Raw genomic sequence first — 24,149 nt, forward strand, 5'->3', positions numbered from 1 at the left:
TGGACCCAAAAACCTGAATACGTGTATATCGTCATTTCCGCCGGACTGATGACCACCCTCATTGCGCCATTCGTGGGTCGCCTGAAGCGCCTTTTTCTTGTGCTTGATGCCATGGGACTTGTCGCGTTTTCATTGATCGGCTGCAGTGTGGCAATGAGCATGGACTATCCGACGGTCGTCGTGATCATGTCAGGAATGATCACCGGGATCTGTGGTGGGATCCTGCGCGACATCCTCTGCGGTCAGGTTCCTGTGGTGTTCCAGCGTGAACTCTATGCAAGTGTGTCCCTGGCCGTCTGTGCCCTGTTCCTCAGCTTGGACGCATGGGGGATCGGTACGGACCTTGCTACTGCTATCAGCTTCACCGCTGGCCTGACCCTGCGCCTTCTGGCCATCTGGCGTTCCTGGAGCCTTCCCATCTTTTCCACCCAGCAGGACTGGGAGTGAGCGACTGACGGCGACTGCCCTACTGGCGGCCACCATCGGTGATGATTTCGATCCCTGACATAAAGGGATCCAGCGCCGGATCGGGGTTTTGCAGATCAGCCGCTACAAGGCAGTCCATGGGCGCTCATATTCCGGTGATCGAGCGAGAAGCGTATCCGTTCGGTGAAGGCCGCGGTGGCGTCAATCGAGGCTGTCGCGCTCCATGGCGATCATCTCGCGGAGGTTTTCGACGCCAAATGGAGTGAAGGCGAGGGCCTCGACTTCTTCAGTGCCATAGACCCAGATCACGCCATCTTCGGGCTCCATCCCCATAGCGAGATGATGGAGTCGATCAACCGTCTCGCCGAGTTCCAGAGCGACACGATCGACGGTTCTAACGGCATGGACCTTGTTCAACTGCATGATCAGGCTGCCTGGGCCAAGAGTTGGGCCTTCCAGTTCCACGGCAGGAGTTCTGGCAGGCGCGAGAGGGGCATGTCGGGCAACCTTGCGAGAACGTCCGCCAGCCACGCCTGAGGATCGACGTCGTTCATCTTGGCGGAAATGATCAGGGAATACATGAAAGCGGCGCGGTCACCGCCGCGCGGGGATCCGGCGAAGAGCCATGCCTTGCGGCCGAGGGCTACGCCGCGCAGCGCACGTTCTGCGGCATTGTTCGTCAGGCAGATGCGCCCGTCATCGAGGAAGCGGGTGAAGGCTTCCCAGCGTCCATCTTCCTCGAACATGTAGTTGATCGCCTTGGCCACCGGATTGTGCTTCGACATCCGGGCGCGCTCGGCCAGGAGCCAGTCGTGCAGGCTTTCGATCAGTGGACGCACGAGCCCTTGGCGGGCATCATAGCGGGCCTTTGCTCCCAGGCCGTTGATCTGGCGCTCGACATCGAAGATCGCATTGATGCGTTTGACGGCTTCCAGCGCCACGGGCGAGATCTCCGCCCCTGACTTCTTGCCCTTTCGCGCTTTGGCTTTGATGTCGGCCAGTTCGAAGAACTTGCGCCGGGCATGCGACCAGCAGAGCGCACTCCGCACAGGCTCCGGCTTGTGGTTTGGGTGGTAAAGATCGTTGTAGCCACCATAGGCATCGGCCTGCAGGATGCCGGTCCAGCCCGCCAGATGCCGGCTTGGATGCTCCTTTCGCCGATCTGTCGAGAAGAAGTAAAGCGCTGCGGGTGGTGCTCCGCCAGCGAAGGGCCGATCATCGCGCAGATACGTCCAGAGCCGGGCGGTTGTGGTTCCGCCCTTGGCTAGGAGCGGCACGGTCGTGTCGTCGGCGTGCAATCGCTCGGCGCCGAGAACATGGGCTCGGATCAGGTCGTGGATTGGCTGCAGCGCTACGGCGCAAGCCCCGACCTGGTCGGCCAGTGTTGAAAGGCTGATCTCGACGCCTTCCTTTGCATAGCGTTCGGCTTGCCGGTTCAATGGCTGATGCTGGCCGAACTTCTCGAAGAGGATCATGGCGAGCAGGTTCGGCCCTGCCCAACCTCGCGGCGTCGGGTGGAACGGCGCCGGCGGCTGGCTGATCCTTTCGCAGTTTCGGCAAGTGAACTTCTCACGAACAGTCTGGACGACTTTCCACTGCCGGGGAATGACCTCGAGCGTCTCGGTAACATCCTCGCCCATCTTCACGATGCGGTCCGAACCGCAGCATGAGCAGGCGATCGGGGCCTCGATCACGACGCGCTCGCGGGGCAGATGTTCGGGGAACGGCTTGCGTGTGGGGCGCCGCCGTTCAAATGCGGCAATTGCTGTCTTCGGCGCTGTTGCCTCTGCTTTGGCCCTGTCATCGGCGATGTCGGTCTCAAGATCCTCGAGTTGCATCTCCAGTTGTTCGATCAGCCGCGCATGGCGCTCGGCACTGTGGCCATACTGCTCGCGTCGGAGTTTGGCGATCTGGAGACGGAGGTGCCGGATCATCTCCTCGGAGGCTGAAATTACGGCTCGGATCTGCGTCAATTCTTCTTCCGCAGCAGATGCGCGAGCCTCCGCCTCGGCAAGGGCTGCGCGTAGAACGGCGATCTCCGAGGCGGCCTCGGACATGCGTAAAAGCTATCACAGAAGCGCAAAATACACCAATAAAACAGAGGCTACCCTGCCGATTAGCCTGCCGAAGCCGGGCGCTGCGTCCAGCGTGGATTGCGCCAGTCGATGCCTTCGAGCAGATAGCCGAGCTGTGCCGCCGAAACGGGAACCGAAGTGCCACTCTGGCTCACCGGCCAGATGAATTTGCCTGCCTCGAGCCGCTTCAGATAGAGCGACATACCCACGCCATCGTGCCAAAGGATCTTGATCAGGTCACCCTTGCGGCCCCGAAAGCAGAAGATCTCTCCCCCATGCGGATTCCGGCCAAGTCCCTGCTGGACTTTCAGCGCCAGGCTGTTCATCCCGCACCTCATGTCCGTCACGCCACCTGCGATCCAGACCTTCACCCCGGCTGGAAAGGCAATCATCGCGGATCCACCACGGCCAGCAGCGCCGCGAGATGCGAAGGGGCCAGGGAAGCAGGGATCGTCATGCGTCGCCCGTTCGTCAACGTGATGTCGATGCGGGCATCGCCGCTTCCGTGAGATGCATGATCCGAAGGTGCAAGCGCAGCGCCCTCCATCACCAAGGGCACAAAGCCATCGCCCACGTCCGGACAGCCGAGCGTTCCGCGGCGATACTCGCGCCTCCAGATCGACAGCAGGGATCGCGAGATCCCATACCGGCGCGCCGTCGCAGACCCTTGCCGAAAGCCCCGCAAGCTCTCCTCGACGATCCTGATCTTGTCCTCGTCCGACCAGTGCCGGCGACGACCAACATCACCAGCGGCAAAGATCTCGATCGGTGAAGCAACTGAAGCGCATGACATAAGGCAATGCCTTACGACCATTTGCACGATCAGAGCAGACGGCCTTCACCGCAGGCTTACCGAGAAGCCGATACAGTTTCTCGCTCGCATGGTGGTCTTCTTCACAGCCGGCAGCGTTGTTCTCACGGACCGTGGCCTTGCCGATGTGGAGACGCTGCGTATTTGCAGCGTCCCCAACAACCTTCCTTTCTCGAACAATGTCTTTGGAGATCAGAACAAGCCAGATCGTAGCTTTCGTCACTGTCCAATTTTCGGGGAGTAGCTCACTGGCCTTGCCTTTCGGGGTGTCAATCTTCCGTGTGCTATGTTGTGGCAGGAGATAAGTCCGGAGAAGGTGGTGAGGGTAATGGAGGGCCGCTTTCAAAACCGTGACCCATCACGGTCAATCAGAGCAACCACTCAATTGGCAGCAGTCCCAGGAAGCTTACGAACAAGCGCGACCAAACGGTTGTTCCAGGCTCGATCTGGTGGCGGAGGCTCCCTCCGGTGGCAGTATACTCCTCCCAGGCCAATGTGTCGCCATTCGCCAGGACGGCCCTGTAACTGCGCTGCGGAAAGTCGCTCGAGAAGGTATCCGCCAAAGCTCCTGCGATCCGCGGGCTGTCGATCAGCACGCCCATCTCGGTGTTGAGCATAACCGAGCGGGGATCGAAATTGAACGATCCGATGAAGATGCGCTTGCTGTCGATGGCCAGTGTCTTGGAATGAAGGCTTGCCCTTGATGATCCGCCGGGTGGATTGGGCTCGTCCTCGGTCGCGTGTTCGGGTTTCAGTTCCAGCAGTTCCACGCCTGCCCGCAGCAAGGCCGGGCGATATTTCACATAGGCGCTGTGAACCACCATGACGTCAGTCGCAGCCTGGGAGTTCGTCAGGATCCGAACCCGCACGCCGGCCGCAGAGGCTTGCGCGAGCCGGTCCGTAAATTGTCGCCCCGGCACGAAATAGGCCGAGACCAGGTCGATCGACTGTTCTGGACGGTTCAGAAGCGCCATCAGTTGTGGAAAAAGCAGGTCGGGCTGCCTGGCACGGCCTATGCCCTTCGCGGGATCGTCGCTGACCAGAGTTACCTTGGTCCACTCAAAGGCTATCTGTCCGGCTGCAATCTGGGTCCTCAAGTCAAGATCCCTGAGGCGTTGCATGTAAAGCTGACCTTCGGCGGAGACTCGTGCCTCGGCTGCTTCGCGCTGCAGCAGGTCCGTCTTCATGGATCCCGAAACACTGACGACGCGGTCGAAGGGATGGGCAGAGGCACTTGCCCAGTAGGCGTCAAAATCAGCGCCCACATTTGCTGCCGCCGGCCCGGCTACCAGCACATCCGTATCGACGTAGTGAACGCCGGCGCCGAAACCGAAATAGATGTCGCCGATGTTGCGGCCGCCGAGGATGCTCATGGCGCCGTCGGCCGTCAGGGACTTGTTGTGCATCCGCCTGTTCAGCCGGACAAAGTCGAAAGCATAGCCAATTGCCTTCGGCTTGCGCAGAATGAAGGGGTTGAACAGTCGCACTTCGACACTGGGCAAAGCATCGAGGGCTGCAAGCTCCCCGTCCAGGCCGGCGATACCGTTGTCGTCCAGAAGCAGCCGGATGCGCACTCCGCGTTCTGCAGCCTTGCGCAACTCGTCCAGCAGGATCAGCCCTGTCGCATCGCGCTGCCAAATGTAATACTGCACATCGAGCGCTGCCTGAGAGGCCTGGATCAACGCAAGGCGGGCAGCAAAGGCGTCCGGCCCGTCGATCAGCGGCAGGACGCCGCTCACCTCTGTCGAGGCGGTAGGCTCATCCAAAGCCAACGCGCCGAGAACCGTATCCGCGGAAGCCATCACTGCCTGGCTGACCGGTCGCCCGTTAAGCGAGGGAGGCTGATAGTAAAGCCGGGCGGCCATCAGCAATACGGCAATCAGGATCAAGATCAGGCTGATGGACTTGAGCATGGTTCGTCCCTGACCCTTTCGACAGCGCCGTTCCGACGACAGTCCGTCAACCGATGTTCGCTTGCAACGTTGGTTGCGCCGCAACACCGATCCGGACTCGCTTTCTCAGGAGGAACTCCGCCAACGAGGCGCCGGCCTGAAGGCCACGCCGTGTCGAAACCGGGGTTTCCAGACTCACCGGAGGTGTTCAAGGTCACCAGCCCGGCTACGGATACAGACGCGCGAAACTCTCCCGGCAACCATAGTTGCATATGGGTAGCGCATCCATCCACTGCCCATGGCTCCAAGGCAGGGCAGGTTACGTTACACCTGACGGGTGATATGCTCGGTTGCGGGTCATGTCTCTCGGCAGCTTCCGGCGGATGCCATCGGCGGGCCGGACTGCTCAGGGTCGGGTATATACATCTCGGACGGCAGGAAGAAGCGAAGCGAACAGTCGGAAAAAAGGAGCAGGTTCATGCCAGATGGCCCGAATGAAGGCGAGCGCAGCGGAGTGTCGGAGGCTGGTGTGCAGGCGCCGGAAAGGGCAAGGGCAAAGACCCCTCCGCCCCTCGAGCGCAGCCGGTTCGGCGGTACCGAGAGTCGGCATGAACGTTCTGCCGAGGATGACACCCCCGTCTCGCGCAGTGACCTCAGCAAGGGTCCGCAGGAATTGCTTGAACAGCGGCCCGACCGGGTCAATTGGCGCGTGCTGATCGTATCCTCGGTGGTGATCCTCGCCTTTTCGGTCTGGGCGAGCATGATGCCCGAGGATGCGCGCCGGACGATGCAGGCGGCGGTCATCTGGATCGCGACCAATCTGGGCTGGTATTATGTGCTGACGGTCACCCTTGTGGTCGGCTTCATCCTCTGGGTCGCCTTCTCGAAGGAGGGCAATGTCCGGCTTGGCCCCGACCATTCGCGGCCGCAATACAAGCTTACGACCTGGGTTGCGATGCTGTTCGCTGCAGGGGTGGGCATCGACATGCTGTTCTATTCGGTGACCGGGCCTGTCGCGCATTACCTTTATCCACCCTCAGGGGAAGGCGCCACAGCGGCTGCGGTACAGGATGCCGTGGTCTGGACGATGTTTCATTACGGGATCGCGGGATGGTCCATGTATGCACTCCTGGGCATGGCGATGGGCTATTTCGCCTATCGCTGGGGGATGCCGCTGTCGATCCGGGCGGCGCTTTACCCCCTGCTGGGAAAGCGGGTGCGCGGCCCCTTGGGCGATGGCATCAGCATCATCGCCCTGGTCGGCACGGTGTTCGGCGTCGCCACCTCGATGGGCATCGGTGTTGTCCTGCTGAGCGTCGGCTTCTCGCTGCTGTTCGGCTTGCCGCAGGGGCTTTCGCTGCAGATCGCCCTTATCTTGGGCGCGGTGATCCTGACGATCCTGGCCACGACGTCGGGCGTGGACCGGGGCATCCGCATCATCTCGGAGCTGAACCTCTGGAGCGCCCTGGCGATGATGGTCTACATCCTCGTGGCAGGGCAGACGGCGTTTCTTCTGAACGCCTTGGTCGAAAACATCGGCCGCTTCATTCTGACCCTTCCCGCGCGCACGCTGCAGACCTTCGCCTACGAGCCGGGAGGCGCGCAATGGATGAGCAGCTGGACACTGTTCTTCTGGGCATTCTGGCTGGCCTGGGGGCCATTCGTGGGGGTTTTTCTTGCCCGCATCTCGCGCGGGCGGACGCTGCGCGAATTTGTGATTGCGGCGATCACGGCGCCGGTGCTGTGCGACTTCATCATCGTTTCCCTGTTCGGCAACTCGGCGCTGTTCGAGGTGTTGGGGGGAAACATGGACTTTGCCCGTCTTGCGGTCGAAAGCCCCGAACAAGGCTGGTATGCCCTGCTGGGGATGTTCCCCGGACCGATGATCCTGGTCGGACTTGCCACGTTTTCCGGGCTGCTCTTTTATCTCACAAGCGCCAACTCGGGGGCGATGGTCACCGCGAACTTCTCGGCCTCGATCCCCGATCCCTCGCGTGACGGACCGAAATGGCTGCGGATCTTCTGGGCGGTGATCACTGCCGTGCTGACGGTGGCGATGCTGCTGGCCGGCGGGGTTACGACGATGGAATATGCGACGCTGATCTTTGCCCTTCCGGTGACGATGATCGCCTATCTGGTGATGGCGTCATTCTACAAGGTCTTGCGGATGGAACGGGCGGAACGCGAAGGCCAGGTGCTTGTAAGGCGCAGCATGTCCCCCGCCGGCGGCCCCGCACCCGAAAGATCCTGGACGCAGCGCCTTGAACGCCTGCGTTCGTTCCCGTCGCTGCGCCAGGTCAGCCATTTTCTTGACCGGACAGTGCGCCCCGCGCTTGATGATGTGGCGGCAGAGTTTCGCCGGCTTGGCTACGAGGTCGAACAGGGCACGATGGTCAATGCCTATGGCATCCAGGAGCCTCTGTTGCGGGTGTCACTGGAGACGTTTCGGGCCTTCCACTACCAGGTCGCCGTGGTCGAGGCACCCGTGCCGACCTTCAGCGGCCGGATGACGCGCGACACGGACGTCTACTATCGGCTGGAAGTGTTTACGCAGACGGGTTCCGGCGGCTATGACCTGATGGACCTGACCAGGCAGCAGGTGATCGACGACGTGCTTGACCGCTACGAGGCCCATCTGGCGTTTCTGACCTATTCGACCGAGACCGACACGGCCTCGGTCCTCACGCCCGCGCGTCCGGCCCAGGCCTCGCAACCCCTGGTGCCAAGGGATGCAGGGGATCTGGAGGATCTGCAGGAAAAGGAGTGAGCGCCGCTTCCGGCCTTGTCTTGAACGAAGGTCTTGATGCTGCCGCTGCGGATTTTGCGCGGAGCTGTCATGGAAGATTCCGTTGTTCCCTTCGATCTATTGCGGATGTTTGTTGGCGATCATCCGCCGCTCTTCTATCCTGAGGTGCTGTTCAGGACGCTCCTGATCTACAGCTATACGCTGGGCCTGATCCGCTGGATTGGGGGGCGCAGCGTCGCGCAACTGTCGACGACCGCCATGCTCCACGTAATTGCTCTGAGCTCGGCCGTGGGCTTGCCACCTTCTACCCCGACGTTCCCTTGCTAGATCTGGTGCACCCCCGGCGTCGTTATGAGTGCGACAGGCCCTTAAGAGGTCGCGGCCAGAACATGCCCAGGAGTACCGCCCAGTCGTGCAAGCCCGCTGCGGCTCCCGGGTGTTATGGAACAGTTCAGGCGTGTCCATTGATCGGCACCAACCGTAAGCAGCCGGAACGTCGCATAATCTTCATCCTTCTGTCGAGGAACTGAGACACTGCGCGCCTATCAGCCCCGATAGACGAAGGAAGGGATAGAGGGTGCTGCAGGTCAGGAACGTCACGAAAACATTCGGTCAGCGGTCCGCCGTGGACGACATTTCCTTCACGGTAGAGGGACCTGCCTTTGTGGGCATCATCGGCCGCTCGGGTGCGGGGAAATCAACCTTCCTGCGGATGATGAACCGCCTGACCAACGCGACAACGGGCCAAATCCTGGTCGACGGACGCGACATCCTGCCCCTACGCGGTGCGGCTCGACGCCAGTGGCAAAGCCACTGCGCGATGATCTTCCAGCAGTTCAATCTGGTGCCTCGCATGGACGTGGCCTCAAACGTGCTGCACGGAATCCTGAACCGCCGCTCGACGCTGCAGACCATGTTCAACCTGTGGTCCCGCAGCGACATCATGCGTGCCATCGAAATACTCGAGCGGCTTGGCATCGCCGAACAGGCGTCGAAGCGGGCAGAGGCGCTGTCTGGCGGCCAGCAGCAACGCGTGGTCATCGCCCGCGCACTGATGCAGGATCCGAAGATCATCCTGGCGGATGAACCCATCGCAAGCCTCGATCCGATGAACGCCCAGATTGTCATGGATACGCTGAAGCGCATCAACGTGGAAGACGGGCGCATGGTCATCGCCAACCTGCACACGCTGGACACTGCGCGCCGCTATTGCGACCGGGTGATCGGCATGCGCGACGGGCGCATCGTCTTTGACGGCACGCCTGCCCAGCTATCGACTGGCGTGGCCCGCGACATCTATGGCGCCGACGCCAGCTTCAACGAGGCCGCGACCTCGACCGCCATCCCGACCGACAAGGCCCCGGACGACGCCTATGCGGCGCGGATGCTGGCCTGAACCCCATCCCCGGCCCGACCGGCCGCGGGTATCAACCCATGGAGAGACCATGAAGACCCTTGCCCTGGCGCTTGCCGCCGCCACCGCCCTGACGCCGATCACCGCGGCCGCGCAGGAGATCACCCAGTTCAACATCGGCATCATGGGGGGCGAAAACGCGCAGGACCGCATGACCTCGAACGAGTGCTACCGCGCCGCCATAGAGGAAGCCTTGGGCGTTCCGGTCAAGGTGTTCACCCCGGCCGACTACGACGGCGTCATTCAGGGTCTTCTGGGCGGCACGCTGGACATGGCCTGGCTGGGCGCATCCGGCTATGCCAAGATCTACCTGACCGACGCCGAGGCCGTCACCCCTGTGCTGACCAAGCAGAACATGGACGGCTCGACCGGCTACTACTCCTTCGCCTTCGCCCGTGCCGACAGCGGCATCACCTCGATCGAGGATGCCAAGGGCAAAACCTTCGTCTTTGCCGACCCCAACTCGACTTCGGGTTATCTGGTGCCGGGCGCCGAACTGACCGAAGCCCATGGCCCTCTGGACCAGTATTTCTCGGAAGTGCGCTTCTCGGGCGGCCATGAACAGTCGATCGTGGCCGTCGCCAACGGTGATGCCGATGCTGGCGTCAGCTGGGCCGACGGCTTGGGCGAATGGGAAGACGGCTATAACTCGGGCGCGTTCCGCAAGGCTGCCGATGCCGGCTTGGTGGACATGAACGACATCGTCGAGATCTGGAAATCGAAGCTGATCCCGGAAGGCCCGATGGTCGTCCGCAACGCCCTGCCTCAGGACGTGCGCGACAAGGTCACGCAACTGACCGCCGACCTGCACGAGACCGACAAGGAATGTGCCTTCGGGGTCGCTCATGGCGAGGCCCGGGACTTCGTGCCCGTCGAGCATAGCGCCTACGAGGGCGTCGTGGCCGCCCGCAAGCTGGAAGAAGCAAACAGCTAAGCTGTTCCTTGTTGGACCGCGTCCCTCGGGCGCAGTCCACTCCCTTTTCCGATCCTCGAGAGTTTCATGGCAGATACCGCCTTTGGACACAGCCGGACCGGCAGCCGTGCGCAGCTCCAGGCCACCTATCTGGATCTGGTGCGCCGCCGCCGCATGTATGGCGGCATCCTGCTGGTCTTCTTCGTCGTGTTGATGGCCGCAGGCTTCAACCTGGCGCAATCGCGCAATGCCGGAGGCTTCATCGACGGCCTGCCGATGGTGCTGTCCTTCCCGTCCGAGGTGATCGGGGAAGCCTGGCGGAACCGCGCGAACGTGCCGGAGATGATCGCCGAGCATGTTCCCTCGCTGATCGAGACGGTTAACATCGCAGCCGTATCCACCCTGCTGGGCGGCATCGCCGCGATGCTGCTGGCGCTGCTGTCCACGCGCGGCCTAGCCCGCTGGCCGGCGCTGACGCCCGTGTTCCGCCGCATCATGGACGCAACCCGCGCCGTGCCCGAGATCGTCATCGCGCTGATGCTGATCTATATCCTGGGAGGTGGCCCTATTCCCGCAGTTGCCGCCATTGCGCTGCATACCGCAGGGGCGCTTGGCAAGCTGTTTTCCGAAGTCGCCGAGAACGCCGACCTGAAGCCGGTCGAGGGGCTGACCTCGGTCGGCGCCACCTGGGGCCAGAAGATGTGGCTGGGCATCATCCCGCAGGTCGCGCCCAACTGGTTGTCCTACGGCCTCATGCGTTTCGAGATCAACGTGCGCGCCAGCGCGATCCTGGGCTTCGTGGGTTCGGGCGGGATCGGCTATGACCTCAAGATCGCGATGCAATGGGGCCAGGGACGCTATGACGAGGTTGTGGCGATCTTCCTGCTGCTGTTCTTCACCATCGTGGCGATCGACCGTCTGTCCGACCACGCCCGCGCCAGACTGGTGAAAGGCCGTTCCGCATGACCGATGCCACACTGATGCTGCCCATGGATCGCGCCCGGCCGGTTCTGGCCAGCTTTGCGCGCCGCCGCCTGATGTCCTTCGCGGTGCCGCTGGCGATCCTGGCCTATCTGTTCTATGCCGCAGTGTCCTTTGACTTGGCCGGGCTGGCGCAGCGGGCGCGCATGGACAATGCCGCAATCCTGCTCTCCGACTTCTGGCAGCACAAGACGCATGTCACCCGCAACAACCGCACCGGCGAGTTGACCGTCGCGGTCGAGGGCGAGGCCAAGGGGCTTTACCCGCAGGGCCAACTGCCTGATTTCGTCACCGTCGCCGGTGACATCACGACCATCGACCTGGGCAAGGGCCACAGCGTCATCTATGATGCGAGCGGAGCGCGTTACATCCACCCGGATGCCGGCACCATCGACATCCGCCCGGACGGCGACCGCCTGATCCTGACCGCGCCGGAACCCCGCCCGGACTGGATCAACGTCTCTGACACCCGCGTCAGCATCACGACCGAGGCCGGGCGCTTCGCCTATACCCGCAGCAAGATCGAGACTTTCCGATATTCGCCCGGCTGGCCCTTGTTCTTCTTCACGCTGGACAGTCCCTTTGCCCAAATGAGCTGGGCCGAACTGGGCGCTGCCGCGCTGTGGGGCGAGCGTGTGAACCCGGACCTGCCGAACATTTCCGCGATGATCCATGATTTCTGGACCAACAGCATGTGGCGGCATGGCGACGTTTTCTGGGCAATGTCGGAAACCGTTCTGATGGCGTTTCTGGGAACAATGGGCGCGGCGATCCTGTCCTTGCCGCTGGCCTTCATGGCGGCGTCGAACATGAACCCCCTTGGCCCATTGCGCTTCGCTTTGCGCCGCGTGTTCGACTTCATCCGGGGAGTGGATGCGCTGATCTGGACCATCGTTCTGGCCCGCGCCTTTGGTCCCGGCCCGATGACCGGCGCACTGGCGATCCTGCTGACCGATACGGGCAGCTTCGGCAAGCTGTTCTCGGAAGCGCTCGAGAATATCGACGAGAAGCAGGTCGAGGGAATCCGCTCGACCGGTGCGGGCACGCTGCAGCGCGCACGTTTCGGGGTGATCCCGCAGGTGATGCCGGTACTGCTGTCGCAGGTGCTGTATTTCCTGGAATCCAACACGCGCGGCGCGACCGTGATCGGCGCCATCGTGGGCGGCGGCATCGGCCTGCTGCTGACGCAGGCGATCCAGACCCAGAAGGACTGGGAGGACGTGGCCTATTACATGGTGCTGATCGTTCTGACGGTGATCGCGATGGACAGCCTGTCGGGCTGGCTGCGCCGCAAGCTGATCAAGGGCGACTGATGCCGAAGCTTTCTGCCGATACGCCCCTGATCCATCCGGGCGCGGTTGTCACCAACTCGACCTTCGGCGGCTGGTGCGAAGTGGGCGCGCAGTCGAACGTGCTGAACTCGGACTTCGGCGACTATGCCTATTGCGAGCGGTTGTGCGACATCGCCAACAGCAGCATCGACAGGTTCGCCAATATCGCCGCCATGTGCCGGATCTGACCCACCGATCACCCGATGCAGACGGCCAGCCTGCACCATTTCCTGTATCGCTCCAGCTACTACTGGGACGATGCCGAGGATGACGAGGGTTTCTTCGCCGCCCGGGCGGCGCGGCGCACAGTGGTCGGACCGGATACCTGGCTGGGGACGGGGTCATCGTCAAGCCCGAGGTGACGGTCGGCGCCGGTGCCATCGTGGCATCAGGCGCGGTGATCACGAAGGATGTCGCCCCCTACATGATCGTGGCGGGCGTTCCGGCGGTGCCCCTGCGCACGCGATTTGCGTCTGATATCGTCGAAAGGCTGATGGCACTTGCCTGGTGGGATTGGGACCACGCCCGCCTGCGGAGCGCCCTCGACAATTTTCGCACCCTGCCGGCCGAGGCATTCCTCGAGAGATACGGGGGTTAGTCGGGGTTCACCGTCAGCGTCACGCGCTCGCCCGCAAACCAAGTGGTGCCGTATTCGACCGGGCGGCCGTCCGCATCGACATTGATTGCCACCGACCGCAGCACCGCCGCACCTTGGGGCAGGTGCAGGGCCAGTGCCATGGTGGCGGGGGCAACCTTGGCAGTCAGTCGGGTTTCTATGCGGGTGTAGTCGGACAGCCCGCAATCCGCGAGGGCACGGGTGATCGAAGCATGCTCCTTGATTCTCGCCAGCAGATCGGGAAAGCGCACGGCATCGAAGACCGACCGAAACACCGCCAGCGGCTGGTCATCGGCCAGCGACACTCCCTCGACGACATGGACCGGCGCGCAGGGCGACAGATGGAGGGCCGCGGCCTCTTTTGCATTGGCGGCCCGCGTGTCCAGCATCGTCAGGCGCCGCGTAGCCGCCCGGCCGGAGGCGGCGACGTTCTGGTGAAATCGTACCCGCCGCCCCAAGGGATAATCCGTCGGCACCGAGGTCACGAAGACCCCCGCGCCGCGCCGGGTTCGCAGCGTCCCGGCATCGACCATGGACGCGATTGCATGGCGGACGGTGTGGCGGTTCACGCCAAAGCGGGCGGCAAGCTCGGCCTCGGTCGGCAGGCGGTCGCCGGGCCGGTAATGCCCGTCCGCGATCTCGGCCGACAGGGTATCGGCGATGGATTTCCAGAGGGGCGTTCCTGTCATTGAAAATTCACACTCCCGCGCTTGAGCCGCAAGCCTGCCTGGGCTACTACTTGTCTAGTTGTATAGAACACTAGACAAGCTGGCAAGATGTCGAGGCACGCAATGTCCCAGACCCATGAAACACGGCGCGGCTGGATGTCGGCCCTGGCCAAGGCCCCTGCCGCCCGGCTGGCGGCGCTGTTCCCCGATCTGCCGCGGCACGAATTGCTGCGCGCCCCCGAAATCGGCGCGGTCATGGTCGAAGGCCGGATCGGCGGCACCGGCGGGCGCTTCAACCTGGGCGAGATGACGGTGACGCGCTGCTCCGTCCGCTTGGGCCAGGCCGTGGGCCATGCCTGCGTCCAGGGCCGGGACAAGGATCACGCCCGCCGCGCCGCCGTCTTGGACGCCCTGCTGCAAGGCGAGCGGGCCGAGGCCCTGCGGACCGCCGTGCTGGACCCCCTTGAAGCCGAAGCGGCAGCCACCCGCACCGTGCGCGCCGAAAAGGCCGGAGCCACACGGGTCGAATTCTTCACCCTGATGCGCGGAGAGGACTGATGAACGATCTTTCCGGCGGTTTCGCCGATCCGGCGCGCGACGCCGCCCATGCCTTTCGCGCCGTCATGGAGGCCATGGCCCGTCCCGGTACGATCCAGACCCTTGCCAAGGCCGAGGCGCCGGGCCTTTCCGCCGCTACGGCGACGGTCCTGCTGGTGCTGACCGATACCACCACGCCGCTGCATCTGGCAGGCAGCTTGGACAGCCACGACCTGCGCCGCTGGATCGCCTTTCACACCGGCGCGCCGATCGTCCCTGCCGGGGACGCCACCTTCGCGCTAGGCCGCTGGATGGATCTGCAACCCGTATCGCGCTTCAGGATCGGAGAGCCGTCCTATCCCGACCGCTCGGCCACGCTGATCGTGGAAATGGACCGCCTGACGAATAACGGCCCGCGCCTGACCGGCCCCGGCATCCGCGACGTGGCCCATCTGTCGCTGCCCGAAACGGCGGCCTTCCGGGCGAACCGCGCGCTGTTCCCGCTGGGCTTCGACACGATCCTGACCTGCGGCGACCGCCTTGCCGCGCTGCCCCGCACCACCATCCTGGAGGAAAGCTGATGTATGTCGCAGTCAAAGGCGGCGAACGTGCCATCGACGCGTCCCATGCCTGGCTGGCCGAGGAGCGGCGCGGCGACAGGGCAGTCGCGGAACTGACCGTTCCCCAGATCTGCCAGCAACTGGCCCTGGCGGTGAACCGGGTCATGGCCGAAGGCTCGCTCTACGATCCCGACCTGGCAGCGCTGGCGATCAAGCAGGCGCGCGGCGACCTGATCGAGGCGGTGTTCCTGATCCGCGCCTATCGCACGACGCTGCCGCGCTTCGGCGCCTCGCGGCCGGTGGATACCGCGGCCATGGCGGTGGACCGCCGCGTTTCGGCCACCTTCAAGGACCTGCCGGGCGGGCAGGTGCTGGGCCCCACCTTCGACTATACCCACCGGCTGCTGGATTTCGCCCTGATGGCCGAGGGAGAGGTGCCGCCTGCCCCCACCGCGCCCGCCGATCCCGCCCCGGTTCCCCATGTCACCGGCCTTCTGGACCGCGACGGGCTGATCGAGGCCGAACCGCCCTGCGATGCCGCCCCCACCGACCTGACGCGCACGCCGCTGGAACTGCCTGCCGACCGGGCGCTGCGCCTGCAGGCCCTGGCCCGCGCGGACGAGGGCTTCACCCTGTCGCTGGCCTATTCCACGCAGCGCGGATACGGGCGCACCCATGCCTTCGTAGGCGAATTGCGCATCGGCCGCGTCGCGGTCGAGATGGAGCTGCCCGAACTGGGCTTTGCCATCGAGATCGGCGAGATCGAGCTGACCGAATGCGAGACGGTTAACCAATTCAAGGGATCGAAGACCGAGCCTCCGCAGTTCACGCGCGGCTATGGCCTTGTCATGGGCCAGTCCGAGCGAAAGGCCATCTCCATGAGCCTGGTTGACCGCGCCCTTCGCTGGCAGGAACTGGGCGAGGATTTCACCGGCGCCCCCGCGCAGGACCAGGAATTCGTGCTGTCCCATTGCGACAACGTGCAGGCCACGGGCTTTCTGGAACATATCAAGCTGCCCCATTACGTCGATTTTCAGTCCGAACTGGAACTGGTGCGCCGCCTGCGGGCCGAGGCCCAGGCCGCACCGATGCAGGAGGCCGCCGAATGAACATCGTCTTCGACATCGGAAACGTCCTGGTCCGCTGGGACGCCCGCGCGGCCTTTGCCCCCGGCCTGACGCCCGAGGCGGCGGATGCCTTCATGACCCGCATCGGCTTCACCGCCCTGAACCTGCGCGGCGACGGGGGCGAGACTTGGGCCGACATCGCCACCGCCATCGCCGACAAGGACGACCGGGCGATGTTCCTGTCCTATCTGCCGAACTATGCCCGCGCCATTGCCGAACCCATCGAAGGGACATGGGCGCTGATGGACCGGCTGCGGGCCAAGGAGCACGCCATCCACGCCATCACCAACTGGTCGGCGGAAACTTGGGCGACGGGCCTTGCCACCCATCCCCGGCTGGGCACCAGCTTCGGCACCGTCATCGTGTCGGGCCAAGAACGGGTGGTGAAGCCCGATCCGGCGATCTTCGCGATCTTCTGCGAACGGGCCGCGGTTGCCCCCGACAGCTGCGTCTTCATCGACGACAGCGAAAAGAACGTCGCGGGCGCGCGGGCCTTCGGCATGGACGCGATCCACTTCACCACACCCGAGGCGCTTGAAGCAGCGCTGACCGAAAGGGGCCTGCTGTGAGCGATTACAACTTCGCCTATCTGGACGAACAGACCAAGCGCATGATCCGCCGCGCCTTGCTGAAGGCCCTGGCGGTCCCCGGATACCAGGTGCCCTTCGCCAGTCGGGAAATGCCGATGCCCTACGGCTGGGGTACTGGCGGCGTACAGGTCACGGCGGCCTGCCTGACCCCTGACGACCGGCTGAAGGTCATCGACCAGGGCGCGGACGACACCACGAATGCCGTCTCCATCCGCCGCTTCTTCCAGCGGACCGCCGGGGTCGAGGTCACCGAACGCACGGCGGATGCGACCGTGATCCAGACCCGCCACCGCATCCCCGAACATCCCCTAACCGAGGGCCAGATCCTCGTTTATCAGGTGCCGATCCCCGAACCGCTGCGCTTCCTGGAACCGCGCGAAACCGAGACCCGCAAGATGCACGAGCTTGAGGAATACGGGCTGATGCATGTCAAGCTGTATGAAGACATCGCCCGCCACGGAGAGATCGCGACCAGCTATGCCTATCCGGTCCGGGTCGAGGGGCGCTATCTCATGGACCCCTCCCCGATTCCAAAGTTCGACAACCCCAAGCTGGCGGGCAATCCCGCGATCCAGCTGTTCGGCGCGGGGCGCGAAAACCGCATCTATGCCGTGCCGCCCTGGTCGCACGTCGTCAGCCTCGATTTCGAGGATCATCCATTTCGGGCGTCCAAGGCCGACCATGACTGCGACCTTTGCGGCGCGCGGTCCAGCTATCTGGACGAGGTGATCACCGACGACAAGGGCAGCCGGATGTTCGTCTGTTCCGATACCGATTTCTGCAATTCCCGGCAGGCCCAGGGACATCGCGGCCGCCTTTCCAAGGAGGCCGCGTGATGGACGGCGCGAATGTGACGATGCCGCTGCTGGCGGTCGAGGGGCTGACCAAGCGATACGGCCCGCGCATCGGCTGCGCCGATGTCAGCTTCGACCTCTGGCCGGGCGAGGTGCTGGGCATCGTCGGCGAAAGCGGGTCGGGCAAGTCCACGCTGCTGTCCTGCCTGGCCGGGATGCAGCGCCCGGACGAAGGCGCGATCCTGTGGGACGGCCGCGACGTGCTGGCCTTTTCCGAGGCCGAGCGGCGGCGCCTGCTGCGCGGCGACTGGGCCTATGTCCACCAGAATCCCCGCGACGGACTGCGCATGGGCGTGAGCGCCGGCGGCAATGTGGGCGAACGGCTGATGGCGGTGGGCCAGCGCAATTACGGCGCGATCCGCAGCACGGCCGCCGACTGGCTGGGCCGGGTCGAGATCGCGGCCGAACGCATCGACGACCGCCCTTCGGCCTTTTCAGGGGGGATGCAGCAGCGGCTGCAGATCGCCCGCAACCTGGTCACGGGGCCGCGTCTGGTCTTCATGGACGAACCCACTGGGGGCCTTGATGTCAGCGTGCAGGCGCGGCTGCTGGATCTGCTGCGCGGCCTGGTACGCGACCTGGGCCTGTCGGTGGTGATCGTCACCCATGATCTGGCGGTGGTCCGGCTTTTGGCCGACCGGCTGATGGTGATGAAGGGCGGGCGCGTGATCGAGACCGGCCTGACCGACCAGGTGCTGGATGATCCGCAGCACGCCTATACCCAGCTTCTCGTGTCCTCTGTCCTGCAGGTGTAAGACCATGATCCGTATCGAAGACCTGTCCAAGACATTTTCCCTGCACAACCAGGGCGGCGCCGTGCTGCGGGTGATGGAAGGGGCGACGCTGAACGTCGAGGCAGGCGAATGCGTCGGCCTTGTGGGGCAATCCGGTTCGGGAAAATCCACGCTGATGCGGATGATCCATGGCAACTATCTGGCCGCGTCGGGATCGCTGGTCGTGGCCGGGCTGAACCTTGTGACGGCGCAACCCCGCCAGATTGTCGCGCTGCGGCGTCATACGCTGGGCTATGTCAGCCAGTTCCTGCGCGTCGTCCCCCGCGTCCCCACCATCGAGGTCGTGGCCGAGCCGTTGTTGCAGCTTGCCACCCCGGCTGCCCAGGCGCGCGACCGCGCGGCCCACCTGCTGTCCCGGCTGAACATCCCCCAGCGGCTGTGGACGCTATCGCCGACCACCTTTTCCGGGGGGGAACAGCAGCGCGTGAACATCGCGCGGGGCTTTGCCCATGCCTATCCCGTCATGCTGCTGGACGAACCGACTGCCAGCCTTGACGCCGCGAACCGAGAGGTCGTGCTGTCCCTGATCGAGGAGGCCAAGGCCAGGGGCGCCGCGATCCTGGGGATCTTCCACGACGAAGCCGCCCGCGACCGCGTCTGCGACCGACTGGTCGATGTGACGCGCTTCACACCGGGTCTGGCGGCATGACGCGGCTTGTGGCGGTCGTCGGCCCCTCGGGCGCAGGCAAGGACATGCTGATGGCGATGGCCTGCGCCGCCCGCCCTGACATCCGCGCCGCACGGCGCGCCATCACCCGTCCCTCTCAGGCAGGGGGCGAGGATTTCGACGGCGTGACCGAGGCCGAATTCGCGGCACGCGCCGCGCGTGGCGATTTCGCGCTGAATTGGCGCGCGCATGGCCTGGGCTATGGCATCCCGGCGCAGGAACTGGCGGGGCCCGGCACCGTCCTGCTCAATGCCAGCCGCGCCGTCCTGCCGCAGGCGGCGGCGCTGTTTCCTGGCCTGACGGTCTTGCTGGTCACCGCCCCGCCGCATGTCCTGGCCGCGCGGCTTGCCGCGCGCGGACGCGAAAATGCCACGGACCAGGCCGGGCGGCTGGAACGCGCGGGCTTTGCGCTGCCCCCCGGCATCCCCTATTGCGAGGTCGTCAATGACGCGTCCCCCTTGGCGGGCCTGGCGCGATTCATGGACGCGCTGTCGTCCGCCCTGGCGCCGGTCAGGGCATAGCGGTGCAGCAGGCGGAAAGGACCATCCGCAGGTTCGCCGAACAGGCACAGGTCGGTGACGGCAAAGGGCCGGGGCAGCACCGGCGCAAAATGCGCCGCCAGCAGGTCCGCGGCGCGAGAGGCCATGCCCGGGTCCAGCCGATCGGTCAGCGTCAGGTGGAAGCGGAACTCCTCCATCACGAAGGGATAGCCCCACTGCTCCAGCAGGTCGCGCTGCCTGGCCGTCAGACGGTCCGGGCGGCGGCGGGCGATCTCGGCTTCGGTCAGAGGCGCGCGCAGCGGGTCCAGGTCGCGCACGACTTGGGCTGCCAAGGCCTCCAAGGGGGCGGTATCCCCTTCAGGCACAAGCGCCAGAAAGCCGTCGAGCAGCTTCATCCGCAGCCTCGGCAGGACCACCGGCTGCAAGCGGGCGGCAAGCGTGCGAACAGCGGCATCCAGGTCACCGGGCGCGACGCCTTGGGCCAGCCGGAAGGGCGGCTTGATCGTGCCGTGAAAGCCATAGCGGCGAGGCTCCTCGGTGATCCGAGGGGCGGGCAGGCCCAGCTCGGGCTGCGAACAGGATGTCCCGGTCGCGGGATCATATCCCAGCCACCGCGCGGCAAGATCGGCGAAGGCACCCGCAGGGGGCGCGTAATAGATGGCAAAGCGTTTCATGTCGTTCATGACCAGCCCCCTTATCCCGCAACTGTCACACTGCTGTGACAGCCGAATGGCAATCAGCCCGATGACAACCAGGACAGCAACACGAGAATCCAGATGACCGATACCATTCTTGCCAATGCCACGCTGGTCCTGCCCGACGAGGTTGTCCGGGGCCAGCTCCGGCTGTCCGCCGGGCGGATCGCCGCGATCGCCACCGGCACATCTGTCCCCCCCGGCGCCATCGACTGCGAGGGCGATCTGGTGCTGCCGGGACTGGTGGAACTGCATACCGACAACCTGGAACGCCACCTGCAGCCGCGCCCCAAGGTCGAATGGCCCCATCAGGCGGCCATCGTCGCCCATGATGCCGAACTGGCCTCGACCGGGATCACCACAGTCTTCGACGCGTTGCGGGTGGGATCGGTCTTCAGCAACACCAATGCTGGATATGGCGAATACGCCCGCGCCCTTGCGACCGAAATCCTGGAGCTGCGGACACAGGGGGCGCTGCGCATCAGCCATTTCCTGCACCTGCGCGCCGAGATTTGTTCCGAAACCTTGGTAGAGGAAATGGCGAAGTTCGGCCCCGACGACTGCATCGGCATCGTCAGCCTGATGGACCACACTCCTGGACAACGCCAGTTCCGCGATGTCGGCAAGCTGCGCGACTATGTGATGGGCAAGCGCGGGCTGTCGGATGCCGAATTCGACGCCCATGTCGAAAGCCAGCAGGCCCTCCGCGACAAACTGGGCCCGCTGCACGAAACCACCGCCGTGGCCGAAGCGCGCCGCTATGGCGCGACGCTTGCCAGCCATGACGACACGACTGCCGAACAGGTCGCTGTCTCGGCCGGGCATGGTGTGCATTTCGCCGAGTTCCCCACCACGCTGGAGGCCGCGCAAGCCTGCCGCGCCAAGGGCATCGGCGTGATGATGGGGGCACCGAACCTGATCCGGGGCGGGTCGCATTCCGGCAATGTCGCGGCCCATGACTTGGCCGAGGCGGACCTGCTGGACATCCTGTCGTCGGATTACGTTCCGTCGTCGCTGCTGACGGCCGCGCTGATGCTGGGCGATCTGTGGGACGACATGCCCCGCGCAATCACAACCGTGACCGCCGCACCGGCTGCGGCGACGCGCCTGGATGATCGTGGATCCCTGAGCATCGGCCTGCGCGCTGACGTGATCCGGGTCACTCGCTTGGGCAGGGCCAGTGCCGTCCGGGGAGTCTGGGTTCAGGGCACACGTGTGGCATAGTCCTGCTACGGAGGTATCTCAGACAGGACTTCTCAAGAATGGTCCCAGGGGCTGCCGGCTTCAAATGCGGACCAGCACGCTATCCTACCATATTCGGGGCAGGTGGGACCTTCTCGTTTTTAAGCGGCGATCCGTTTCTTCGGCTAACAGAAGCAGGCCCCTGCGTTCGGTTTGATGCCGGAGCCTACTTGCGGCATGCACGCCGATCCCTGATGCGTTCCGATCTTGAAAAGCACATAATTCGTCCCGCGATGTCGGAATTGCCGCGCCTCCTGCGTCTTTAATCCAGACGGCGGCAGGCGTCGTTCCACCAGGGAGAGAAGACAGATGCGCGTGATGGTATTGGTGGAAAGCGACCGAGAGCAGCGAACGGGGCAAGTTGCCCTCGGCTGAGATGCTGGAGGCGATGGGGAGGTTCAATGAGGAACTGGCTGATCCGGGAATCATGCTCGGAGGTGACGGCCTGAAGCCTTCCGCTCAGGGGAGGCGGATTGCCTTCGAGGGCCCGTCCCGTCTGGTCATTGACGGCCCGTCTGCCGAGACAGAGGAACTGGTGGCGGGCTATTGGCTGTGGAACGTCCGGGACATGGATGAGGCGATTGCCTGGGCGAAGCGCTGTCCAAACCCAATGCCCGGCCCGAGCGAACTTGAAATCCGCCCCCTCTACGAAATGGAGGACTTCGCTGAGACAATGACGCCCGAGCTTTCCGAGCTGTTCGATCGCACGCGCGAGAAGCTGGCCCGGACCGGCTGAACATGAGGCTGACCGTTGCAATCCTCGCAGGGAGATGTTGCTGCAACCTGCTCTCTATGCCGGCCAGCGACACCCTGCCCGGGCAGTTGAACTGAATGCGACCGCCCGGCAGGCAGATCCGGCGTCTTCTGCGGGTTTGCTCGCCGGGCCGTGAACACCTAATCCATCATGCCGGAACAAGGCTGCGATGATCGATGACCAGGACACCTGACCCAAGTTGGCTTGAGGCACGGCTGGTCGCAGTCCGGCCAAGGGTCGTTGCAGCCCTGCTTCGCGGGTTTCGCGATCTCGATCTTGCAGAGGACGCCTTTCAGGAGGCCTGTCTCCGCGCGCTGAAGACCTGGCCCGAGAAAGTGCCGCCCCGCGACGCTGCCGCCTGGCTGATTATGGTGGGCGCAACGCCGCACGAGATCAGCTTCGACAAGCGGGGCGCCTGACATTGATGTCGCCCGGTGATCCGGTCTTCGACGGCTCGGTTGAGCCCGACATCGCAGAGCGGCTGCACGCCGCCAGTTATCAGGACGACATCCTGAGGCTGCTCTTCGTCTGTTGCCACCCGAACCTTCCGGCCACTCAGCAGATTGCCCTGGCACTGCGGATCATCTCGGGGCTGCCGGTTTCCCGCATCGCCGCAGCCTTCCTGGTCAGCGAAAGCGCCATGGAACAGCGGATCACAAGGGCAAAGGCATGCGTTGCCGGGGCAGACATTCCCTTCGATCCCCCCTCCCCGCCCGAACGCACGAAACGGATCGGGACCGTTCTGGCGATGCTTTATCTGATGTTCAACGAAGGCTATACCGATGCCCATCCCGGCAGTGAACGGTCAAAGCTTTGTGCCGAGGCGATCCGCCTAGTGGAACTGGCGTTGCGGATGTTCCCGAGTGAGCCTGAGGTGATGGGTCTTCCTGCCCTGATGCTGGTCCAGCATTCCCACCAGAAGGCCGGGTTTGCACCTTCAGGCGCCCCGATCCTGCTGGAAGACCAGGACCGTGCGCGATGCGACCGAGGAATGATTGGCGAGGCGGTGGCATTGCTGGGCAAGGCGGTGCCTTATGGGCGCCACGGACCATACCAGGTCCAGGCAGCCATCGGCGTGCTCCATGCACGCGCTTCGCACCCCGAGAATACGGATTGGGCCAAGATCGAGCAGCTTTATGAGGCCCTGGAACAGCACGTACCCTCTCCGGGGGAGTGTCCTGAACTTTGTGTATCTGGCCCGGTCCATGCGGTTTCAGATACTCAAGCGTTGAAGCGCTCGCCGAACATTATGGCGAACTGGTTGCGGGCCGCAAACCATTCCCGGACGTTTCGGCCGTCCTTCTCGAAGCTGCGGATGGCCAGGTAGATCAGCTTTGTCGCCGCCTCGTCTGTGGGGAATGACGCTCGGGTCTTGATCGACTTGCGGATGACCCGGTTCAAACTTTCTATGGCATTGGTGGTGTAGATGATCTTGCGGATCGCCGGATCGAAGGCAAAGAACGGGATCACCTCGGCCCATGCGCGTCGCCAGGCTGGGGCGATGGACGCGTATTTCCCGGCCCATTTCTCCTCAAAGGCATCGAGTTCGGCCTCGGCCATTGCGGCGGTTGGGGCGCTGTAAATCCTGCGCAGGTCGGCAGCCACAATCTTGCGGTCCTTCCAGGAGCAAAAGCTCAGGCTATGGCGGACCAGATGCACGATGCAGGTCTGGACCATGGCGTCCGGAAAGGCGGCGGTGATGGCCTCAGGAAAGCCCTTCAGCCCGTCAACGACCCCGATCAGGATGTCCTGCAGCCCTCGGTTCTTCAGCTCGTTCATCACCGCCAGCCAGAACTTGGCGCCCTCGTTTTCAGCGATCCAAAGGCCCAGGACCTCGCGCAGGCCGTCACGGGTCACGCCAAGGGCGATGTAGACAGCCTTGTTCTTGACCGTGCGGCTGTCGGCATCGCGGATCTTCACCCGCAGCGCATCAAAGATGGAGGAGGATCAGAAAAC

General features: G+C 64.1%; 27 protein-coding genes and 2 pseudogenes. 20 read left to right on the plus strand and 9 right to left on the minus strand.

The window, feature by feature from the left end:
- A partial coding sequence (locus CK944_RS18515) for a trimeric intracellular cation channel family protein (RefSeq protein ID WP_103174559.1) occupies positions 1 to 447 on the plus strand: 447 nt, incomplete at its 5' end.
- Between the two features lie 180 nt (positions 448 to 627).
- Here CK944_RS18515 and CK944_RS18520 read toward each other — a convergent pair.
- The 6 genes from CK944_RS18520 to CK944_RS18540 all read right to left on the minus strand — a co-directional run bounded on the left by CK944_RS18520 (position 628) and on the right by CK944_RS18540 (position 5,225).
- Positions 628 to 849, minus strand: a complete 222-nt coding sequence (locus tag CK944_RS18520) for a hypothetical protein (RefSeq protein ID WP_103174560.1) — start codon at positions 847 to 849, stop codon at positions 628 to 630.
- A 2-nt stretch (positions 850 to 851) separates the two neighbouring features.
- The gene (locus tag CK944_RS18525) at positions 852 to 2,483 is read right to left on the minus strand and encodes an IS66 family transposase (protein WP_103174561.1); all 1,632 of its coding nucleotides are present in this window, start codon (positions 2,481 to 2,483) and stop codon (positions 852 to 854) included.
- 59 nt (positions 2,484 to 2,542) lie between these two features.
- Positions 2,543 to 2,893 carry an IS66 family insertion sequence element accessory protein TnpB gene (tnpB, locus tag CK944_RS18530; protein ID WP_103174562.1) on the minus strand — a complete coding sequence of 117 codons (351 nt, stop codon included), beginning with the start codon at positions 2,891 to 2,893 and terminating at the stop codon, positions 2,543 to 2,545.
- On the minus strand, positions 2,890 to 3,294 hold the full coding sequence (locus CK944_RS18535) for a transposase (RefSeq protein ID WP_103174563.1): 405 nt from the start codon (positions 3,292 to 3,294) through the stop codon (positions 2,890 to 2,892). The genes tnpB and CK944_RS18535 overlap by 4 nt, the downstream gene beginning before the upstream one ends.
- Positions 3,245 to 3,535, minus strand: a complete 291-nt coding sequence (locus CK944_RS23335; RefSeq protein WP_158248065.1) for a hypothetical protein — start codon at positions 3,533 to 3,535, stop codon at positions 3,245 to 3,247. Before CK944_RS23335 ends, CK944_RS18535 begins: the two co-directional genes overlap by 50 nt.
- Positions 3,536 to 3,680: 145 nt before the next feature.
- Positions 3,681 to 5,225: a phospholipase D family protein gene (locus CK944_RS18540; protein ID WP_103174564.1), complete on the minus strand. Its 1,545-nt coding sequence runs from the start codon at positions 5,223 to 5,225 to the stop codon at positions 3,681 to 3,683.
- 457 nt (positions 5,226 to 5,682) lie between these two features.
- Here CK944_RS18540 and betT point away from each other — a divergent pair, with 457 nt between their 5' ends.
- The 7 genes and pseudogenes from betT (at position 5,683) to CK944_RS18575 (ending at position 13,187) form a co-directional block, all read left to right on the plus strand.
- Positions 5,683 to 7,971: a choline BCCT transporter BetT gene (gene betT / locus CK944_RS18545; RefSeq protein ID WP_103174565.1), complete on the plus strand. Its 2,289-nt coding sequence runs from the start codon at positions 5,683 to 5,685 to the stop codon at positions 7,969 to 7,971.
- A 36-nt stretch (positions 7,972 to 8,007) separates the two neighbouring features.
- Complete coding sequence (locus CK944_RS18550) at positions 8,008 to 8,277, plus strand: hypothetical protein (RefSeq protein WP_103174566.1); 270 nt, start codon at positions 8,008 to 8,010, stop codon at positions 8,275 to 8,277.
- A gap of 250 nt (positions 8,278 to 8,527) precedes the next feature.
- Positions 8,528 to 9,346, plus strand: a complete 819-nt coding sequence (phnC, locus tag CK944_RS18555; protein ID WP_103174567.1) for a phosphonate ABC transporter ATP-binding protein — start codon at positions 8,528 to 8,530, stop codon at positions 9,344 to 9,346.
- Between the two features lie 49 nt (positions 9,347 to 9,395).
- Complete coding sequence (gene phnD / locus CK944_RS18560) at positions 9,396 to 10,298, plus strand: phosphonate ABC transporter substrate-binding protein (RefSeq protein ID WP_103174568.1); 903 nt, start codon at positions 9,396 to 9,398, stop codon at positions 10,296 to 10,298.
- A gap of 66 nt (positions 10,299 to 10,364) precedes the next feature.
- Positions 10,365 to 11,243, plus strand: coding sequence for a phosphonate ABC transporter, permease protein PhnE (gene phnE, locus CK944_RS18565; RefSeq protein ID WP_103174569.1), 879 nt, complete (start codon positions 10,365 to 10,367; stop codon positions 11,241 to 11,243).
- Complete coding sequence (phnE, locus tag CK944_RS18570; protein ID WP_103174570.1) at positions 11,240 to 12,571, plus strand: phosphonate ABC transporter, permease protein PhnE; 1,332 nt, start codon at positions 11,240 to 11,242, stop codon at positions 12,569 to 12,571. Before phnE (CK944_RS18565) ends, phnE (CK944_RS18570) begins: the two co-directional genes overlap by 4 nt.
- Positions 12,571 to 13,187: pseudogene (locus CK944_RS18575) on the plus strand (chloramphenicol acetyltransferase). The gene phnE (CK944_RS18570) and the pseudogene CK944_RS18575 overlap by 1 nt, the downstream one beginning before the upstream one ends.
- Here CK944_RS18575 and phnF read toward each other — a convergent pair.
- Positions 13,184 to 13,894, minus strand: coding sequence for a phosphonate metabolism transcriptional regulator PhnF (phnF, locus tag CK944_RS18580; RefSeq protein WP_103174571.1), 711 nt, complete (start codon positions 13,892 to 13,894; stop codon positions 13,184 to 13,186). The pseudogene CK944_RS18575 and the gene phnF overlap by 4 nt on opposite strands.
- Before the next feature lie 102 nt (positions 13,895 to 13,996).
- Between phnF and phnG the strand changes: the two genes are divergently transcribed.
- The 8 genes from phnG to CK944_RS18620 are packed head-to-tail and all read left to right on the plus strand — an operon-like array spanning position 13,997 to position 19,523.
- Entirely contained in the window at positions 13,997 to 14,431 is a 435-nt protein-coding gene (gene phnG, locus CK944_RS18585) for a phosphonate C-P lyase system protein PhnG (protein ID WP_239986148.1), read from the plus strand.
- Complete coding sequence (gene phnH, locus CK944_RS18590) at positions 14,431 to 14,991, plus strand: phosphonate C-P lyase system protein PhnH (protein ID WP_103174573.1); 561 nt, start codon at positions 14,431 to 14,433, stop codon at positions 14,989 to 14,991. Before phnG ends, phnH begins: the two co-directional genes overlap by 1 nt.
- On the plus strand, positions 14,991 to 16,079 hold the full coding sequence (locus tag CK944_RS18595) for a carbon-phosphorus lyase complex subunit PhnI (protein ID WP_103174574.1): 1,089 nt from the start codon (positions 14,991 to 14,993) through the stop codon (positions 16,077 to 16,079). The genes phnH and CK944_RS18595 overlap by 1 nt, the downstream gene beginning before the upstream one ends.
- Positions 16,076 to 16,666 carry an HAD family phosphatase gene (locus tag CK944_RS18600; protein ID WP_103174575.1) on the plus strand — a complete coding sequence of 197 codons (591 nt, stop codon included), beginning with the start codon at positions 16,076 to 16,078 and terminating at the stop codon, positions 16,664 to 16,666. The genes CK944_RS18595 and CK944_RS18600 overlap by 4 nt, the downstream gene beginning before the upstream one ends.
- Positions 16,663 to 17,523: an alpha-D-ribose 1-methylphosphonate 5-phosphate C-P-lyase PhnJ gene (locus tag CK944_RS18605; protein ID WP_103174576.1), complete on the plus strand. Its 861-nt coding sequence runs from the start codon at positions 16,663 to 16,665 to the stop codon at positions 17,521 to 17,523. The genes CK944_RS18600 and CK944_RS18605 overlap by 4 nt, the downstream gene beginning before the upstream one ends.
- On the plus strand, positions 17,523 to 18,296 hold the full coding sequence (phnK, locus tag CK944_RS18610) for a phosphonate C-P lyase system protein PhnK (RefSeq protein WP_239986149.1): 774 nt from the start codon (positions 17,523 to 17,525) through the stop codon (positions 18,294 to 18,296). The genes CK944_RS18605 and phnK overlap by 1 nt, the downstream gene beginning before the upstream one ends.
- Before the next feature lie 4 nt (positions 18,297 to 18,300).
- Positions 18,301 to 18,984, plus strand: coding sequence for a phosphonate C-P lyase system protein PhnL (gene phnL / locus CK944_RS18615; RefSeq protein WP_103174577.1), 684 nt, complete (start codon positions 18,301 to 18,303; stop codon positions 18,982 to 18,984).
- Positions 18,981 to 19,523: a phosphonate metabolism protein/1,5-bisphosphokinase (PRPP-forming) PhnN gene (locus CK944_RS18620; protein ID WP_103174578.1), complete on the plus strand. Its 543-nt coding sequence runs from the start codon at positions 18,981 to 18,983 to the stop codon at positions 19,521 to 19,523. The genes phnL and CK944_RS18620 overlap by 4 nt, the downstream gene beginning before the upstream one ends.
- Here CK944_RS18620 and CK944_RS18625 read toward each other — a convergent pair.
- Positions 19,430 to 20,185 carry a DUF1045 domain-containing protein gene (locus tag CK944_RS18625; protein WP_103174579.1) on the minus strand — a complete coding sequence of 252 codons (756 nt, stop codon included), beginning with the start codon at positions 20,183 to 20,185 and terminating at the stop codon, positions 19,430 to 19,432. The genes CK944_RS18620 and CK944_RS18625 overlap by 94 nt on opposite strands.
- A gap of 93 nt (positions 20,186 to 20,278) precedes the next feature.
- Between CK944_RS18625 and CK944_RS18630 the strand changes: the two genes are divergently transcribed.
- From CK944_RS18630 to CK944_RS18640, 4 genes are all read left to right on the plus strand, one after another.
- Positions 20,279 to 21,421 (plus strand): alpha-D-ribose 1-methylphosphonate 5-triphosphate diphosphatase, encoded by a 1,143-nt coding sequence (locus tag CK944_RS18630; protein WP_103174580.1) that lies wholly within the window; start codon positions 20,279 to 20,281, stop codon positions 21,419 to 21,421.
- A gap of 394 nt (positions 21,422 to 21,815) precedes the next feature.
- Positions 21,816 to 22,175 carry a YciI family protein gene (locus CK944_RS18635; RefSeq protein ID WP_239986150.1) on the plus strand — a complete coding sequence of 120 codons (360 nt, stop codon included), beginning with the start codon at positions 21,816 to 21,818 and terminating at the stop codon, positions 22,173 to 22,175.
- Between the two features lie 194 nt (positions 22,176 to 22,369).
- Positions 22,370 to 22,612, plus strand: coding sequence for a sigma factor (locus tag CK944_RS23780; RefSeq protein ID WP_205049101.1), 243 nt, complete (start codon positions 22,370 to 22,372; stop codon positions 22,610 to 22,612).
- 5 nt (positions 22,613 to 22,617) lie between these two features.
- The gene (locus CK944_RS18640) at positions 22,618 to 23,520 is read left to right on the plus strand and encodes an RNA polymerase sigma factor (RefSeq protein ID WP_205049102.1); all 903 of its coding nucleotides are present in this window, start codon (positions 22,618 to 22,620) and stop codon (positions 23,518 to 23,520) included.
- Here CK944_RS18640 and CK944_RS18645 read toward each other — a convergent pair.
- A pseudogene (locus CK944_RS18645) lies at positions 23,415 to 24,128 on the minus strand (IS256 family transposase); the annotation flags it as partial. The gene CK944_RS18640 and the pseudogene CK944_RS18645 sit on opposite strands and share 106 nt — an antisense overlap.
- Positions 24,129 to 24,149: the final 21 nt, after the last annotated feature.

The organism is Paracoccus sp. SY (assembly GCF_002901215.1).
Classification (GTDB): domain Bacteria; phylum Pseudomonadota; class Alphaproteobacteria; order Rhodobacterales; family Rhodobacteraceae; genus Paracoccus; species Paracoccus acridae.